The following is a 19,229-nucleotide window of genomic DNA, read 5'->3' on the forward strand; positions in this document are numbered from 1 at the left end:
ACATTTATATATAAAATATTGAGGTTAATCTCAATTTTCTTCGTCGATTGGATTAAAATCTTTAAAATCTTTTTCTAATCGAGGTAATTCGCTAATATTTTTTATTCCAAATAAGTCGAAAAACTTTTGACTAACCTTGTATAAAATAGGCGAACCAAGGGTTGGAGCTCGCCCTGCTTCAACGATTAAATTATGTCTAAGTAAGGTGTCAATGGCCGACTTAGGGTCCTTTTTACGGATACTATAAATTTTAGCACGTGTCGTTGGTTGATTATAGGCGATGATTGATAAGGTTATCAAAGTAGTTTTGTTTAGAATCATTTTGTTAGGTTCGTTAACAAAAGCTGTTAAATGATCTTTGTTTTTTGGTTTGGTTAAAACCTTGTATTTTTCACCAAATTTAACTAAAACAACTCCTGAATCACTGGTTTCATAGTCTTTTTGTAATTGGTTTAGTAAGTCTGTAATTTGGTTATGGGGTAACTGAATAACGTTTTTGAAATCATTCAAACTCGCGCCATCTTCACCAGCTAAATACAAGACAGATTCAATAACTGATAATAGATTTTTTCTTTCTCCATCAGATAAATCTGTTGTTTTGAAGGTGTTGTTGAATTTTTGATTTTCAAAATGCTTATGAGGTTGATTAAATTTAACACTTACTTTCTTTTTATTTTCTGCCTGACTAGTTTTATTAACAGTTTGTTTTCTTTGTGAAACCTCATCCTCTTCGTCATCGGATAAATTGCTTATAAAGGAGTTAGTATAAGTAGGTTCAACATTTCTTAAACTAACTTTCTTAGGTATTTCTTGTTTTTTGTAAAGATCAGGGTTAATTGGTTTGAAGATAGAAGGACTATCATCCTTGTTTGAGATGGTTTTTTGAGTAGTTATGTCCGCTTGATTAGGTATAAATTGAACATTTGTTTGATAATGTTCATTTTCTACTAAAATTTTATTTTGTTGACGTTTTAAGGATTGTTTAAATTCTTCGTCCTCGTCTACATCATCATATGCAAAAAATTGATGATTTTTGAAACCGATGTCATTTTCATCTTCGTGGTTTTTTTTATATAATTTTTGTAAATCTGTTTTATTACTCATATGTTTCTCCTATCTTAACTGTCGGTTCACTAGTAAAAATGTTGTTAAGGTTAAAATCTAAATCAATTAGAACAACTTCAATTTGATCAACTTCGTTTGTTTTTAAAGATAATTTTTCTTTATAAATCAAAGTCAGGATCACCAACAAACTAGTAACTAGGAAACGACGGTTTTTATTAATCCTTGGTTGATCTTTAAAAAAATCTAAAAGATTACCAGTATATGATGGTTGTTTTTTTAAATAATGAACTAGATTAATCATTACATCGTAAACTTTATAATCAGGGTTTTTAAAAGATAAATCAACTACTGTATGAGCTAATTCGTATTCTAAAATAACTTGATCCATTAAAGTTTTTAATAAATTCACAGGCATTTGTTCTGGTAATGGTTTATACTGTGCATCTTCATCAATGAAATCGTCATAATTTTTTTGTGGAATATCATGCATTTTAGTTCGTCATTGATAGCAATCTTGTAAGTAATGAGCAGCTTTTTTATAATTGGAATATTCGATCAATCGTTGAATTAGATCTTCGCGGTCTTCTTCCAATTTTTGCTGTTCTAATAAAGAAGGATTAGGTAATAAAGATAAAATTTTTAAACGTAGTAAATGCGATGCATAAAACAAATAGTCGCTAATCATATCAAAATCATCTAATGTATCAATATTTGATTCCACATATTTTTGATATTGATTAGCTAATTCAACAATATCTAATTCTTGAATACTTTTACGACCCATTCGAACTAATTCAACAAGTACATCTAAAGGTCCATCATAGCTTTCTAATTGTAAATATAAGCGCTTGTTTGTATTGTTATGATCCATAATTAGAGGCTTTCTTTAATATATTTGTATATGTGTATAATTATATACATAAATATGATAATTATAATAAAAAACAAGCGCGTTTTTCGTGCTTGTTTTTAAAAGTTATGAACATTTTTTAATCGTAGATATTCATCAATAATTTTTTTCTCAAGATTCCGCATAATGATTTGTTTATCAATGTTTACATAATCATAACTATTAAGCGGTTTTAAAAACGAAACATAAATGTTTTTAGATTTTGCAAAATTACGACGCATACGTTTTTTGTTATTATCGTATCGGTCAATCGTGTTAATCGAATTCCCAATTACAAATGGTTGAATTGCACTAGCGGTATTGTAAGCAGGCGTAAGAGCAGCGGGTTGAAATTCAAAAAAATCATCACTATGATTACGTTTTGTCTCAGGGAAAACTGCTAACCCACGTGAACGCACCTTTAATAAATTTTCTTGTTGTTTAATTGTACTTAGAATTTGACGCAAATTTTTACGATCAACATACACGACATCAATTAAATCAAATAAGGGAGCAAAAAAAGATTTCTGCAATTCAATTTTAGCTACAAATGTAATGTTTTGTAGCGAATGTTTTTCTAAGGCTAAAAATAAGGCTAAAGCATCAATATTTGATTTATGATTACCTATATAGAACATGTTTCGATTAGTTAAAAAACGTTCGTTCTCGACCTTAATTTTTACGTTTAAAATTCACATGATTGCATGTAGAATTTTACTTACTTTTTTGTATCGATCTACTTCACTTACTTCGTCTGGACTCTTTTTGTATTTGTTTGCTAATAATTTAGCAAAAAGCATTTGCCAAATTACATAAAAAAAGACGAATGGACTAGACATTATTCATCATATTGCTTTTAAGAAATTCATTATATCACCATTATGTTATTGTACCACAAGCACGTTTTTATTGGTTAATGTTTTTAAATAACAAGTTCTAGTTTTTCATAATCAATTAAAATAAAGAATTTTTTATTTGCTAAATCGACTAGTTCAGCTTTCACAATGATTAAATCACCTGCGCTTAAATCATTAATTTTTTGATTTGTTTTAATTTGGAAGCTCAAGACTTTAGCGCAACATTGATTATGAGATTCTAAAATGTAAGCCAAAACTTCTAATACACTTGTTTGATTAGATTTCGTAATAACATACCCGCTAAAAAAATGATATTTTTTGTATAAATTCAGTCCGTACTCAAACATAAAAACCAACTCCTAATTAAATTATGCAGAATTATTTTCGATATTTTTGCATGGTTAAACTTTGATTTTAATAAACTTTTTTGTTACTTTATTAAATTGGTCTGTTTCGTGTTCTAATTTTTTTTATATTATAATATTGATACAAAGGATTGTGATTAAATGAATATATATAACTTGATAATAGGAAGTCATGTGAGCATGAAAGCTGATGACTATTTTTTAGGGGCAGTGCGTGAAGCTTTGGAATACAACAGTAACACATTTATGATCTATACAGGTGCTCCCCAAAATACGCGACGAACTGACATAAATAAATTAAAAATTCCGGAGGCCCACAATTTGTTAGCACAGAATAATATATCGTTAAATAACTTAATTGTTCATGCACCATATATTATTAACCCCTGTTCATCTAAACCTGATGTGCGAGAACTAGCCAAAGAATTCTTGATTAAAGAGATTCGGCGAACAGAAGCTTTAGGGATTAACAAAATTGTTTTACACCCTGGTTCTCGTTTGAACCAACGTCTCGAAGTCGGTTTAGATTTATTAATTAATATGCTTAATGAAATATTTGAGACAATAGATACAAATGTTTGTATTTGTTTAGAAACAATGGCCGGCAAGGGCAGTGAAATTGGTGCTGATATTTGCGAATTAGCAGTAATTATTCAAGGGATAAAATCTAAAAAAAATATTGGAGTTTGCTTAGATACTTGTCACATGTTTGATAGTGGTATCGATTTAACACGTAGTTCTTTTGATAGTTATTTAGAACGCTTCAATGAATTAATCGGGTTGGAATACATCAAAGTTTTGCATATTAACGATTCTAAAAATATTTTAGGCAGTCACAAGGATCGTCACGAAAATTTAGGGTATGGTAAAATTGGGTTTAATAATCTGATGCATATCGTTTACCATCCATTGTTAAACAATGTACCGAAAATTTTAGAGACCCCATGATATGGATCTAAAAACAATGAACATCCTCCATACAAAGAGGAAATTGAAATGATCCGCAAACAGGAATGATGAGATTTTAAACAATCAAATGAGTAACCATTCCTTATATAATTAATTAATATACTTTTAAAAAAAGAGAACATTTATGAACACCAATAAAAAATGCAAAGGTTGCGGTAGTTATTTAACTAACGAATTAAATCAACCTGGATACACCCCAAAAACCCTAGATTCAAATACAAATCTATGTCAACGCTGTTTTAAAATCAAAAATTATAATGTAAAAGAAGATTTTATTAAGATTGATCAAAAAATTAACGACGTCTTAAAGGATATTGACTTTACTAATCTACATATCATGATGGTTTTAGATATTTTTGATTTAGAGCATACAATTATTGACGAGTTGACTCCTTATCAATCACAAATTACTTTTGTCATTAACAAAATTGATCTATTACCTAAAAGTTATAATGTCAATTTAGTCAAAGAAAACGTCCTAGCTATTTTACAAAAACATGGTTTTAAAAACCCACAGATTTTGTTTTGTTCAATTAAATCGAATTCGAGTTTAAAAAACTTAAATGAAATCGTGCAAAGTCAAACAGAAAAACGTAACAAATCAATCTTTTTCGGCCGCACAAATGTCGGTAAATCTTCGTTAATTAACGGGTTATTAATGATCAACAAATTACCACCAGTTTTAACAACTAGTTCATTTATTAATACATCAACAAATATTTTAAAAATTAAAATTCGCAACAGCATAGTCTTGGACACACCGGGAGTTTTGTTCCCTGAAAACATTTTGAATTATGTAAATAATAAAGATAACTCTAAGGTTGTTTTTAAAAAAACACTTGTCCGTAATTTTTATTTAGCTCCTCAACAAACTATTATGTTAAATAAACTAGTTTATGTTTCATATTTAAGTGGTGCGCAAACAAATTTTAGCTTCTATGTGAATGAAGATGTGAATTTTAAACGTATGCAAACTAAATACGTTCAAAAAAATTTAGCAAACGAGCTTTTGGATAATGAATTAAAAGTCCACTATGCAACAGAAAACATTCGTTGAAAAACACATACATTTATTTTAAATCCCAATAAAAAACACAACATAAATATCGCTGGTTTGGGTTTAATTTCAATTAATAGTGAAGCTCGTGAAGTTAGTGTTTCTGTACACGAAGGCGTAGGAGTTAAATTAAGTTCACATGCGATCATCTAATATTGAAATTAAAAATTTAAATAAGACGCCAAAAAAGTCAATGGTGCTATATTTTGGGGCATTCGATATGTTCCATTATGCGCATAAGGAAATGATTCAAAAAACACAAAAACTCCTAGGTGAAGATACGCCAGTTCATTTAATTCTAGCGGCTAATAAATTCACTCAGAAACCATATGATCAAAATGACCCCGTCGCAGTTGCTAAAAATACATTAGCTAATTATGACGATCGTTGTGCAATGATTAAAATACAAATTAATGACTTAAAGAACGTCTTTTTATCTGATTACGAAATCAATTTAGCTGAAAATAAAAAAACACAAATTTATAGTTATGAAATTTTAGAAATTTATGAGCAAAAGTACCCAAATATTCAATTTTATTTAATTATGGGTACTGATAATCTAATTAGTTTTAAAGAATGAAAAAAATATGAAACACTTCTTGCAAGAACTAAAATCATTGGTTTTAAACGATTAGGCTTATGTGTTAATCACCAGTGTGATAAAAAATGTTCATGCACACATTATCTTCTAAATAACATATCGATTCCTTTGTATGACTTAAAATATAATGCCGTTTCTTCAAGTAGTATCAAAACATCATTTAATTGGGTTGGACAAATGGATGAAAAAGCGTTTAATTATTTATTAGAAAATGGCTTATACGGGGTTTATTTACTAGAAAAACATGTGCTTAAAATTCAAAATAATCACTCACAAATTGATTACAAACGCATTAAACATTCTCTAGAGGTTGCTAAATTAAGTGCACAAATTATGGAGCGTTATGACCCAACACAAACACGAAGAGCATATGTCGCTGGTTTATTTCATGATCTATTAAAACCTCTAAACCAAACCATGACAAACGATTTCTATGCCCGATATTCAACGGATTTAACTGAAATACCATGGACAATTAAACACGGTTCTAATGCCGCCTTTCTCTTATATTTTGAATACCACTTCTCTGATTATGCAGTTTTAAATGCGATTATCCGACATACTAAACCATACCTTTATACCAAACAACTAACATTATTAGATAAGGTATTATTCGTTGCAGATAAAATTGAACCGCACAGAACGATATCAGATCATCCAAATTTACACGCATTAAGAGAGTTAGTATTCACTGATTTAGATCGGGTTTTCGATGAAATAGATCAGTACCAAGATGCGTGTTTTGGTAAAATAAATTTAACAAATAAACAACATTTACATGTTATTAATTATGATGTGAAAGAAAAGAGACCAAAATAATGATCGGCTTAATTGTTGCATTACAAGATGAAATCAGCTATTTTTTAGCAAATAATAACCATTATAAAATCAAACGCATTAACAATACCAACTATTATATTTTTAAAATCCAAGGCAAGGAATTTGTATTGGTTTTTTCGGATGTCGGCTTAGTCAATGCAGCTATGGCAACTACTGCATTAATCGACCATTTTGAAGTTAATTTCATTGTCAATTTAGGTAGTTGTGGAACAAATCATCCGGAAGCGAAATTATTACAAGCATATGTGATTAATAGCGTTCAGTACATGAACGTTGATTTAACCGCCTTCGGGTATGAAAAAAATCAAATTCCTCGTAAGCCAGTTAGTTTTTTATCTCACAAAAATTTAAGTGCTGAGCTAGCGGAATGATTAGAAACTACTGAATTACCTTGTGCAAGTAGTGATATGTTTATCGATCATGAACAGCATACATTAATCAAATCAATTAAACCAAGTTTAATCGATATGGAACTAGCTGCTATTGCTCATGTAGCCCATGCTCATTTTATCGAATGAATTAGTATTAAATGCGTTTCTGATTCTTTAATTACCTGCCAAAAAACAAGTCAATCACACCAAGAAAATTTACATGCGATTAATACTTTTTTTCAAGACAAGTTATTAGCCATTATTGGTATGGTAGAGACATATGTCGAAATCGATTAATTCAAAAAAAATTGTGAGCATCATAACTGGTGTCCTAGTCGCATCAATGTTCATTGGAACGATTACTGCTGCAGCTGTTTTAATGAACAAACCTACACCAAAAAAACCAATAAAGAAACAGGGTGCTAAAAATGTCGAAACAACTACAGAAAAAACGACAAAATAAAAAAATCTTGCTTTCTTTGGGCTTGGGATTAACTTGCGCTTTGCCATTAGCTTTATCAACGAGTTGCTTTCTTCATGTTAAAAAAACTGATGATCAAATAAGTAGCACAAAACCAGAAATCACCCATCAAGAAACAAATCAAAATAAACAGCCTGATTATAAAAAAGAAAATAATCATGATCAGGTTAATGAGACAGAAGAATCAGCACAAACAATAGATACTGTTGATCCTCAATCATCCTTAAATTCAATTAAACAATTAAGTAAAAATCCAAATTACTGACGAATTGGACATTGAAATATTTTGAATCAAGGTGGAACGAATGAATTAAAAAATACGCTTTTAGCTCGAACAATCAACTATCTTAATTTCGATGTTATCGCTTTAACGGAAATCAACGCTCATAACGTACAAGACCAAGCAGTAACTAAAATCATTAATTTACTAAATAAATGAAATCCTGATAATCCATATACTTATATTCTCAGTGATGAACTTTATAGTCCAGAGTTTGCAACACAAAAAGAACGTGTAGCCTTTATTTATCGTAAAAACTCATTTGATGTTAAGCAAGAGTTCTACTTTCTTAAAGATAAAAAAACCAATACACCTTATGAATTAGACCAGGTAATTCTATCGTCAGATCCAGCAGATCACCCAAAACAAAAGGCGACAAAAATTACTTATGCTCGAACACCATACGGAGTTACATTAATTGATAAAAATCGTGAGAACGACTTTTCTATTTTAGCAGTGCATCTTGATTCACCGGGTGATTCGAATCATAAATCAATTAAAAAACAAGATTATAAATATGCATATAGGAACGGTACTAAGGAGCTTAATGAGGCTTATCACTTAACGACTGTAATGAAGCTTTTCGACAAGTTCGATGGACCTAATCAGGATTTAATACTAACAGGTGATACAAACGTTAAAGAGAAGAATTTCAACGTGGCTTTTGGTGCTTTAAGTAAACCACCATTAAACTATAAAAGCTTATTAATGGCCTCTTTACGAACATCTTTAGGCACTAGTTTTTCGTGTTATACTTCAGCTTATGATAAGCTATTTTTAAGAACTGACTACCAAGCTACAGATCCCTCTAATCAACCGGCTTATGATAACGCCAAGATGTTTGATTTATGACAGGTAGGAAATCCGGTATACAACATTGTAACCGACGAAATTCGTATGCAGGTTTTAAATGAGTGAATAACAAAAAAACCGAACGGAAAAAAAGTTAAAGCCAAATATACAGAACGGGAAAAGCAAGTTTTACTAGCTAAGTGAAAGCGATTTGACGACCCGCAACAACGAAAAACAATGAATAAAGCAGATCGGGACGAAGTAGTGGGTTTTATAGAATTTTTAGTGCGAAAAACCACAAGCGACCACGCACCTGTCTTTTTTGATATGTTCATTGATCATGATGATATGCGTAAAGAAGGATAAAAAACAAGGTGTTCCATCATTTTTAGAGAAGAGTTATGCTCTTCTTTTTTTGTCTATAAAAGTTGTGCTAATGCTTAAAAAGCTTAAATGCATCGTATTATAAAAAAAGGGCAATATATTAGAATAATATATTGAGCATATTTTAAAAGTTTTTTTAAAAATTCAAACTATGCTAAAATAATAAGATATTAAGGTTGTTCGCAACTTCTCTAATATAAGGAGGTCAAATCAATGACTAAAAAGAAAAAAATTGTTTCATTAGGATTGGCAATTAGCTTGACTGCTACTTCGCTTGTAGCAGCTGCAGCCAGTTGTTCAAAAAATAATAAAGACGATAAACAACCCTCTATTGAAGAGAACAATGAAAATGTTGAAACAGAAAAAAACCAATTAGAAGAAAATAAAAAAGATTTAATCAATCAAATTGGTGAGGATAATAATGTGGATGATTTAAAACCAAATAATAACCAAAAAGCCGTCAAACCCGCTGCAAGCTTAAAAGCATTAGAAATACCTAAGCAAAAAATTAATTATTTAGCTTTAGGTGATTCTATTACAGCTGGTTTCAATGATACTTTAGCCTGTGATTTAGCTGGTGAATTAGTAGATAATAAAATTAGCGGTTTGTCATACCCAGCGTTTTTAATTGACTATATCCAACGTTTAAACCCTAAAGCAGTCGCTAATTATGATAATGCTGCGATTACTGGTTCAACCGTTGCGTCATGACTTTATCTGTTGAATGATCGCGATAACGAATATGTCAAAGGATTAGAAGGGAACCATTTACGCTTCGGTTTTGCCTTAGATCAAAATGAACATGCCAAGTATAAAAATCGGTTATTAAAATATTTTGATCCGAAAATATTTAATGACGAAATTTTAAACTCTCAAGAAGTATTACAGGCAACTGAAAAACTCACAGCTAAAATTAAAAATGCCAACTTCATAACCCTAACATTAGGAGCTAATGATTTTATTTTAGGTACTAATTTCACAGGGATGATTAAGGAAGTTGTTGCACAACCTGCTGAAATTGAAAATATTTTTGCCAAATACCAACCGCTGTTTATACAAGAATTAACGGCGCTATCTGCTAATTTAACGAAACTTGTTAAAATTTTGCAAAAAATTAACCCCGAATTAAAAATTAATTTGATTGGTTATCCAAAACCAATGTTACGTTGAGAATCGATTTTTAATAAACTTTTAAATGTTAGAGACCAAAGTAACCAAATTTTTTCAGACTTTCTTTTTAATGGTCTAAATAATGCTATCGCCACGGCAGCTGAAAATACCCAAGTGAACTTTATTAGTGTTTTTGATCATGATGAATGACATAAAAATAAGAGTGTGTTTACAAGATCATTATTTGATATTCACCCGACTGAATTAGGTTATAAAAAGATGGCTCAAGACATTCTTTTAAAACTTGCAATTAACACTTCAACAGTGAAATTTGATCCACATGAAATTGCGAATTGAACAGACGAATATATTAACAGCGACGCAAATAAATATAACCAACAATTTTACTTTAGTGATTATTCAAACAAAGCGATTATTGATTTAATTGTCGGGCACAACAATAGTGGTTTGTGAACAAAAACAAATAATGAGAATGAATTAATTAACGAACAAGGTTTGAAATACAAAAATAAGACCGCACTTGTAGTTAAAACGTGAGTTTTATCTCATGCTGAAATTATTGATCAAATGCTTGGATTTTTTCAAGATGTTCTGAAAAGTCTGAATATGGAAGACATTGTCAAAAAAATGGAATTCCTGAGTCATAAAGATACTGAAGGACACACAAATTTCTTCAAATTAGTTAAATTGTTCACAGAAAACCAGGTTTTAGATGATGTGTTTGTCGGGATTCAAGAAGAAATCGACGAAAAAGCTGCAGCAAACCCGAACTATGATTTAACTTATCAAGACTTCATTGAAGCTTTTAAAAATAATCTATTTCGTCCCCAAACTTTACTGCGAGCTTTAAAAGCCTTATTAACTTCTCCGGTCTTCATTCAAAATGTCAAAGAAACAAAACTCATTATAAAATCAGTTTTAAAACATTTTTTAGGATCTGAACTGATCACTAAAATGTTTGTTCAGGTTAACTTTAAAGATAATTCACATGCACAAGAAATTACAGTGGCATTAGATACCATTTTAAAACAAGTGCAAAGCAGTGAAACTTTAAATAACATCATCGACGTTCTAGTAACTGATCTGTTCGATCATACATCAATATATTATAATTTTGAAAATTTATCAGAACTTTTAGCTACTTTAGTTAAAAATAACAAAACACAAATTGCTAACAATCTTAATACCTTATCAAGAGAACTAGTTGAAAATCAAGGTAGTCGTGAAGCTATTTTAAACATGGTTAAATTGACTTTTAATCATGATTTTGGAGATATATTAAACAACGTTCATGTTCAAAGGATTTTAGAAAAAGTTCTAGCCCGCCTTACATCTTTAACGAGTTTTGAAAAAATCAGTGATAATATTTTTGAAGCTTTAACAAATACTACTTTTTATGATCATGTTTTTCAAACTAAAAAAAATAATCTGGGTGGAAAAGATTTTAATGTTTTCCAAATTGGTTTAGCTGATTTATTAAATGACTTATTTGTTATTTTAAGTCAGGAAGACATTAGCGCACAGGAATTCCAAAAAGCTTTGATTACCATCCTAAGTTCTCAAGTGGTTCATGATGCATTAAATAATGGTTTAATTCCTTTAATTATTAAAATATTTAAATCAGGTAAGTTTGAAGTTAGCAACTTCTTAGATCAATTTATTAGTGGTTTAAAACAAAAAAACTTTACTGTTGATCAAAAAAATCATTTAAAAACAGTTTTAATATCACTTATCAAAACGTTATTTGAAACGCCTGAAAGTGATAACTTAATTAAACTAGTAATTAATTATCTAATTAACCGCTTTGGAGATTTTTTACTTAAACAAAACGATCCGTTTTTAGTAAAAATTCGAAAAGACTTGTTTAAAGTCGTTGATTTAGGATTAAATAAAATAGTCCCCTCAGAAGCATTAGGCAAGTTGTTGACCAACCTGATTGCTAATTTTATTGATTTTAACGAACAGTTTAACGAATATAACCACTGATCAAACTTATTGACTACATTAATTAAAATTAATAGTGTTGATCTGCAACAAGGAATAACTGATATTATTGGTTTATTATCGAAGGATCCTTCTGTTAATCAGCATTTAATTAATATACTTTTTAGTTTGATTGACCATTACGTTCCCTTAAAAAACCCTGTATCAACTGAAGTTAAACAAGCATTAACAAACATTATTAAACCCTTGTTAACAAATATTAGTGATCTAAAAACATTAGCATTAATTCAAAATAAATTATTCACACTGATCACACATCATTTAGAAGCTTTAGCTCAAAATCCAAATGCCAATTTGGAAAATTTTAAACGCGATATTTTAACAAGTGTTATTGAATTACTCCCTGAATTAACTAATTTATTAGAATTAGCGGAAATTAAGGCAATAAAAAACGATGATTTAATGAAGGTTATCACTTTTATTGTTAATGAGTTAGATTGAAACCAAATTCTTCAAAAAAGACCAAATAATGATTCTAACCAAGCTGAAAACTCTCTGTCAAATAAACGAATTGACGTTTTAGATTTGGTTTTTCAAACCTTAAAAAAACTTTTAAACTCGCCATATTTAAACCCGTCAGTCCCTAACGCCAGTGCTTTAGTATCTCAAAACCAACAAAAAGTCAAAGAGATTATCATCCACATCGTACAAACTGTTTTAAGTTCAACTAATCTAAAACAGTTGTTAAGTGAGCAAATTCGTAGTTTGTTAATCCATGCTAATCTGTCTATTTTCAAAAATGATCCTGAACAACAAAAGATTATTATCAATAACTTGGTTAATGCCTTATTTGAAAAATCAGATATCACAAAATTACTAACAAAAATAATTGATCAGACATTTATGCACCCTGAAGCATTTAATCAGGCAGACAACTTATTAAGCATGGTTAGCACTTTAATTAGTCAAAACCAGGTAGAATTAAAAACTTGAATCACTAACTTGCTAAATAATTTATTAAATAATGATGATATTCTTGACTTTATCTTTGGATTATTAATCCCGTTAATTAACAAAGATAAAACATGAAAAGATTTAGCTGTAGCAGACCAAAATACTTTAAAAAACTTTGTTAAAAAAGCGATTTATACAATTACCAATTTAGATGTTTTTCACCAATTAATTGATCAACTCTTTAATTTATTGTCAAATCCGAACAATATCCAAACATTGCTAAGTAATAATGCAGGGAAGTTTGTTGAAGATCTTTTAACAGCGGTTAATCTATCCACACCCCAAGAAATTGCTAGTCTAATTAACAATATTCACTCTAACATTTCGGCACGTGAGTATGCTGATGTTATTAACACCATCGTCTTTAAAGTACGTTTAAATTTTACTATTAAACCGAAAACAACAAGCGAAGTTGAGTACGAAATTGATCAACCGGAAAAACCTAATCAAGCAACAAATTTCCTTACTAAATTAATCCAAAATTTATTTGCCCAGGATTTTAAAAGTAGTACAGGCCAAAAAATCAAAGATACAATTAACTTTATTTTTGATGATTTAAAAAACGAAAAAATTATTAGCCATGACGAACGGTATGCTGTCTTTAGTGGTTTATTAGAACAAATTACATATCACTCTGATCCACAAATCAATCAGCAAATAAAAACATTAATCAAAACCGCTATTAATGATCATGCTTTATTAGATAACATGACCAATTTATTTAGCGTTATTATTAATGATTTATTTGACAACCATAGTGAGTATGGACAAATTCACGGTTTAGAAGATATTGTTCACATTTTATTCAAAAACAAAAAAACCGCTTTAAAGGATAACATCCAAAAAATCATTGAATTATTTATTACTAACACTAAAATCAACGAGAGTTTTGTCGATTTAATTTTTAGTTTAATCACTAAAAAATTAACAGAGTTTGCACCGCAAGAAATTACTTTCTTTAAACAAACTATCAAAAAGGTGTTAGCTCATTTACCCAGCTTGGCTTTATATAACAATCTGTTCGAAAAATTCTTTAATTTAACCGAAGAATTATTTGCTAATTTAATTACAAATAAACCAATTAATGCCCAACCATTTATTGATTTATTAATGAATAACCTAGTTGATTTTGTTGAAGTTTTTGAACTTGTTAAATATGATGACTTAAGTGTAGATGACTTCAAGAACATTATTCATATTGCAATCACCCATTTAGATCAACCCCAAACACCAAACAATGCGAGCGATCAAAAAGAACCATCAATATTCAAAAAACCAGACAATTTGAATGATTTCATTTTTCAAATACTCAAAAAACTAGCTGGTTTAGATTTATTTAATCAACAACCAGGTAAAATTAAAACAATTTTAACTTACTTACTTGACGAATTATTTGCAAGTAAAAACTTTAAAACATTGCTAATTAGTCCCTTATTAAAAAATTCAACAATCAGTAAAGTTATTGCTGATTTACACCTACCAACCACGCCACAGACAACATTAACTAATGTTGCTGATGAATTATTTAATGCTGATTTAAAAACTATTTTGTTAACTTTAATTAATCATTTTATTGATGATCACAATGAGCTAAAAAACGCGACTGATTTACCCACTTTAATTAACACATATGCATCTAAAGTCGGAGTAGATTTAAAAAACAAAATATATACTTATATAAAGAATTTAGCAACCAAATCCGATATTTGATTGCTAGCTGCACGTATCATTATCAAACAAATTAACCCTCAATTTAACGTTGCTGAAACATCATTACCCGTTAATCGCTTAGCAAACTTTTTAAAAAATGTTGTGACCAATCTTGATCAATTATCACTAGTTGATGCGAGCTTGAACGAAATATTAAAAAAATTAACAGATAAAGCGAGTGTTCAAAGTTATTTAGAGGATAGTCAATCCTTTATAAAAATGATTATGTCATTAGTGGATATCAATAATCCTAAGGTAGCTTACACGTTATTAGATATCTTAAAAAATGAAAAAATTAGTGCGCAAGACTATAGTGATTTAATTTTTAATATCGTTTTTGATGTTAACATTTTTGAGTTTATTAAAAAACAGAAAAATCAAAGCACAAACTCAGCAACAGACCAACAAACAACTAATTATCCTGATCTGATTTTTAAATATATTAATGCTTTTAACCATTTAACTTTAGAACCTTCAGTACAAACAAAACTTTTAAAAATCATCGATTATTTATTAGCAGTTTTAGAACCTACACATTCATATCACAACCAGTTGAGTGATCAACTCGAGGTTTTTTATCAACAATTAATTAAAAACTTAAGCTCAAACAATCAATTTATTAAAACTAATGAGAGTTGGTTTATCAATGTTTATAATGTTTTAATGAAAAACCAAGAGATTAATCAAGCATTAGTTAATCTCATGAAAAATTGTTTGCATGAAATGATTGAGCATAAAAGCGAATACCAATCAGCATCCGATTTTAATGCTTATTTAAGTCAATTTATTCAAAAGAATATAGCAAATAATAAAAACGCCATCAAAAACTTCTTTGTTGTCATTTTTAATAATCTAAAAAACTTGCAAGTCTTTGATTTATTAATAGATCAATTCCCGCAGATTGGCGACTCTTTAAATGCGACAGAAAAAAACGAATTAATCAACTATTTAGATTTAGTGGTTAAAAAGATTCCTGAACTAGAATTTTATAAAGATAATATGGATAAACTCCTAGAATTAGCGCAAAACAATTTTGCTGAATTCCTAGACAAAAATACAACTAGTTTAAAAAATTTCTGAACAACTGAATTCAACCAATTAAATAATTGATTAAATATTTTACAAATTTTAACTTTCGAAGATTTAGATGTAAATGTTCTAGAAAATATCTTTAACATCATTCTTCCTCATATCGATGTTAATAAGATTATCAATCTTTTAAAATCTAATACACCAGCAAATACAGCTGAAATTCAACCTACCAATATTTCCCAAACTCTTGATTTAGTATTTAAAATTTTGAATAATTTATCTAAAAACAAATACCTAACTGATTCTACAGTTCAAAAAATGCGTCATTTAATAAGTAAAATCATTGAAGGTGTTATGGCTAATTCAAGTGTTAAAAATTATTTTGTTAATTCAATTAGTAAAATGATTTTAAACATTAATTTAGATTCAATTTTTCAATTAAACCAACAACAAAAAACGGATTTATTTAACAAGCTTTTTGAACGTGTTTACAACGATCCAAACGTTCAAGGTTTAATCGTTCATTTAGCCCAATTCACTATTGAAAATGCTGCAAATTATCAAAACCAAACAAATCTTTATGGGTTAATTAACTATGTTTTTGCAAATCATAAAGAAGTGTTGCAAAACGATATTAACCAAATCATTATCAGTGTTTTAAACGATGATGTATTTAGCGAACAATTAAGTTACATCGTCTTTAATGTCGTGACCAAAAAACAACCAGATCAAATCTTGCACCAAAATTTCGTTGATCTGCAGACATTAATTAAAGCTATTTCACAAAATTTAACTAAAACCCTTGTATACCAAAAAATCTTGGGTAACGTTCTGGATTTATGCGCCTCAAACGCCGATGTGCACTATCTGCAAGCTATGATTGAACAAGAAGTTAATGCAACGAAATTATTTACTCAAAAAATCCTGGGCTTTGACCCACAAACACAATATGCAGCGCTTGTAGCTGATACTTTGCAAATTCTTGAAATCGCAGATTTAGATGTAAATGTTTTAACTCACGGGGTAGTTGCTGTTATTAATGAGATCAATTGATCTGATTTATTAAATCGACCAATCAATAATGAAAATCAACCATCAACTCCAAAACAACCATTAAGCAGGGTAAATGATTACTACGCTTATATTCATGCTTTACTAGCTTATAATTTATCACCTGATGCAAAAAATAAAGGGAAGCAAATAGTGCGTACCCTAGTGGATGTGATCCAAAACAAAGCTATGGGTGAAAACGGATTCTTAATAAACATGTTTGATGTGTTAAGTCAACAATTAGCTAACACTATAACTACGCAAGTGCCTTTATTAGAACCTTTAAAAAATGACTACCAACAATTATTTGCCCAAATTTTCCAAAATAAGGAATTAGTAACCGATTTAACAAACGAATTAAAACGTTTTGTGGATAAGTTTATTGATGATGCTAATTTGTATGCTAAAGTTAATGGCTTAGGTTCGTTGATCAGTGAAATTATTAAACTAAATAAAACCGAAGTAATTTCCACATTAAAGAAAATCATTAGTAAACATTTACGCCCGAACGGTTCAATCATTCAGGCGTTAAGTGAAGCATTTGTTAAAACCACTAGTGTTGCTTTAAAACTCCCGGCATTATCACAGGATGATCACGATAAAATCGCGCGTTTAATCACCGTTTTTGTTCCCCATATTTTTGATTTACAAATCGTGAATAAAACTTTAGATGAAGCTATAGGGTTCTTACAAGAGCATATTCATGCAATTATTGATGAAGATGCTAGTTTTAAAGACTTATTCCAGCAACATTTTGTAGAAAAAGTAAAACAACCCGCCTTTATTGCCGAAGCTATTGAATTAGTTAAATATGATCAGTCAAATTTAATCGACTTTTTAGATGTTTTATTACGTTTAATTCCTTATGAAAAATATAAGGAAATCTTTGATCCTGTGTTTTTAAAAACACCAGATACAACAAATGAACCAAACACTTCTGTTCCAGCTGACAATAAAGATCCACTAACCCAAGTATTCAAAACTATTGCTTATATCTTAAAAACTGATGTTTTAAAACAACAAGATAATGTTTTAAAACTAAAAGCAACATTAAAGGGTTTGATTAATAAGTTCTTAAAATCAGAACCACTATCACATTATGTAATTGATGTTTTACAAAATAAATTTACCAAAACATTAGTGAATAAAACAGGTGTTTCTGATGCAGAAACTCGCCGGTTTATTCAGGGAGCATACTCGTGATTCCGTGATTCAGCTTTATTACAAAAAATTCTAAATTCGTTAATTGATGATGTTTTTAAATATAAAAATATTTATGCTGATTTATTAATGGACAAAAATTATAAAGAAGTGTTAAACAACTTTATTGGTCATAATTACGAAGCGCATTTAAAACAAGACATCTTTGATTTTGTTGTTGATTTTGTTGTAGCTAAACCAACAACCCGTTTCCTAGCATTATTAATGTTTGATAAACTAAAACTACAAAATACAAACGAAAATGACATTGAAATTGTAGCTAATTTCATTGTGCAAGTTATGAAACACATTAAGGAATTCGACTTCTTGCGCAAACCAATTGAACTGATTCAAGATTTATTTAAAGAACAAAAATTAGCTACTTTCGAAGAAGCTAATCTGAAGAAAATTTCAGATATTATTAGTCGTTATATCACAAGTGATAAAACGCAATTTGCTAAAATTTTAGCCCACACAACATACGTGCACAACGATTCAAAGAAAATTCATGTGATTTACGTAGCTAACCTAATTAATTTAATTTTCGAAAAATCACCATTAGTAGCTTATGAAAATTTAAGTGCTGAACAACCGTTATATAATGGTTTGCACGAACGTAATCTGGTTGAGAAAAGTTTTATTAGTGAAATTATTGCCAAGGGGCAACCACCAGAAGGAATTACGGGTTCAGATCCTTTAGGTGCATTAACTACTTTATCAGAAAATATGTGAAAGGCGGATGAAGAATTCTTTAAAGCTAATCCACAACTAACCTTTTTAGACGAAAGTCCATACTACCGGGCAATGTTCCGGCTAACTTTAACTGTTTTATGATATGCTCATGAAACCTACTTCCGAAACGTTACGGGTGGGATTTGATGAAATGCCTTTTGGAGCGCTAATGGTATTGGTATTGTTGGAAAAGCTTTATCAGGTAAAACAAAATACGGCGAAAACCGCGTTTGAAATAATATTTTTGGTGATTATTCATCAAATAAATCTGTTTGACGATTTGAACAATCATACCGTGACTTCGATTTTATTTACTTTATTTCATGTTGACGTTCACAACAACGTTTACGACCTGAAATTACCACTCAAAACAACCATAATAAAGTTAATTATATATTTGAATCAATTAAGAGAGGACGACCGATTAACCGTCAAAAACGTTAATGGTGTTTACAAAAAGGAAGC

Annotated in this window: 11 protein-coding genes; 7 read left to right on the forward strand and 4 right to left on the reverse strand. The window is 29.7% G+C overall.

From position 1 onward, the window contains the following. Positions 1-24: 24 nt before the first annotated feature. From scpB to OF365_RS01735, 4 genes are all read right to left on the reverse strand, one after another. Positions 25-1,104 (reverse strand): SMC-Scp complex subunit ScpB, encoded by a 1,080-nt coding sequence (scpB, locus tag OF365_RS01720; RefSeq protein ID WP_263817887.1) that lies wholly within the window; start codon positions 1,102-1,104, stop codon positions 25-27. Beyond that, positions 1,097-1,936: a segregation/condensation protein A gene (locus OF365_RS01725; RefSeq protein ID WP_263817888.1), complete on the reverse strand. Its 840-nt coding sequence runs from the start codon at positions 1,934-1,936 to the stop codon at positions 1,097-1,099. Before OF365_RS01725 ends, scpB begins: the two co-directional genes overlap by 8 nt. A gap of 98 nt (positions 1,937-2,034) precedes the next feature. Beyond that, entirely contained in the window at positions 2,035-2,823 is a 789-nt protein-coding gene (locus OF365_RS01730; RefSeq protein WP_263817889.1) for a lysophospholipid acyltransferase family protein, read from the reverse strand. A 53-nt stretch (positions 2,824-2,876) separates the two neighbouring features. Then, positions 2,877-3,158, reverse strand: coding sequence for a hypothetical protein (locus OF365_RS01735; RefSeq protein WP_263817890.1), 282 nt, complete (start codon positions 3,156-3,158; stop codon positions 2,877-2,879). Between the two features lie 159 nt (positions 3,159-3,317). Between OF365_RS01735 and OF365_RS01740 the strand changes: the two genes are divergently transcribed. The 7 genes from OF365_RS01740 (at position 3,318) to OF365_RS01770 (ending at position 19,208) form a co-directional block, all read left to right on the forward strand. Continuing rightward, entirely contained in the window at positions 3,318-4,220 is a 903-nt protein-coding gene (locus OF365_RS01740; protein WP_263817891.1) for a deoxyribonuclease IV, read from the forward strand. Between the two features lie 49 nt (positions 4,221-4,269). Then, positions 4,270-5,355 carry a GTPase RsgA gene (gene rsgA, locus OF365_RS01745; protein WP_263817892.1) on the forward strand — a complete coding sequence of 362 codons (1,086 nt, stop codon included), beginning with the start codon at positions 4,270-4,272 and terminating at the stop codon, positions 5,353-5,355. Next, positions 5,342-6,622: a bis(5'-nucleosyl)-tetraphosphatase (symmetrical) YqeK gene (gene yqeK, locus OF365_RS01750; RefSeq protein ID WP_263817893.1), complete on the forward strand. Its 1,281-nt coding sequence runs from the start codon at positions 5,342-5,344 to the stop codon at positions 6,620-6,622. The genes rsgA and yqeK overlap by 14 nt, the downstream gene beginning before the upstream one ends. Continuing rightward, the gene (gene mtnN / locus OF365_RS01755; RefSeq protein ID WP_263817894.1) at positions 6,622-7,311 is read left to right on the forward strand and encodes a 5'-methylthioadenosine/S-adenosylhomocysteine nucleosidase; all 690 of its coding nucleotides are present in this window, start codon (positions 6,622-6,624) and stop codon (positions 7,309-7,311) included. Before yqeK ends, mtnN begins: the two co-directional genes overlap by 1 nt. After that, positions 7,295-7,477: a hypothetical protein gene (locus OF365_RS01760; RefSeq protein WP_263817895.1), complete on the forward strand. Its 183-nt coding sequence runs from the start codon at positions 7,295-7,297 to the stop codon at positions 7,475-7,477. The genes mtnN and OF365_RS01760 overlap by 17 nt, the downstream gene beginning before the upstream one ends. Further along, a complete protein-coding gene (locus OF365_RS01765; RefSeq protein ID WP_263817896.1) occupies positions 7,443-8,933 on the forward strand; it encodes an endonuclease/exonuclease/phosphatase family protein in 1,491 nt (496 codons plus the stop codon). Before OF365_RS01760 ends, OF365_RS01765 begins: the two co-directional genes overlap by 35 nt. A 231-nt stretch (positions 8,934-9,164) precedes the next feature. Next, positions 9,165-19,208: a GDSL-type esterase/lipase family protein gene (locus tag OF365_RS01770; RefSeq protein WP_263817897.1), complete on the forward strand. Its 10,044-nt coding sequence runs from the start codon at positions 9,165-9,167 to the stop codon at positions 19,206-19,208. The last annotated feature ends 21 nt before the right edge of the window (positions 19,209-19,229 follow it).

Source organism: Ureaplasma zalophigenitalium, from assembly GCF_025780055.1.
GTDB classification, from domain to species: Bacteria; Bacillota_I; Bacilli_A; order Mycoplasmatales; family Mycoplasmoidaceae; genus Ureaplasma; species Ureaplasma zalophigenitalium.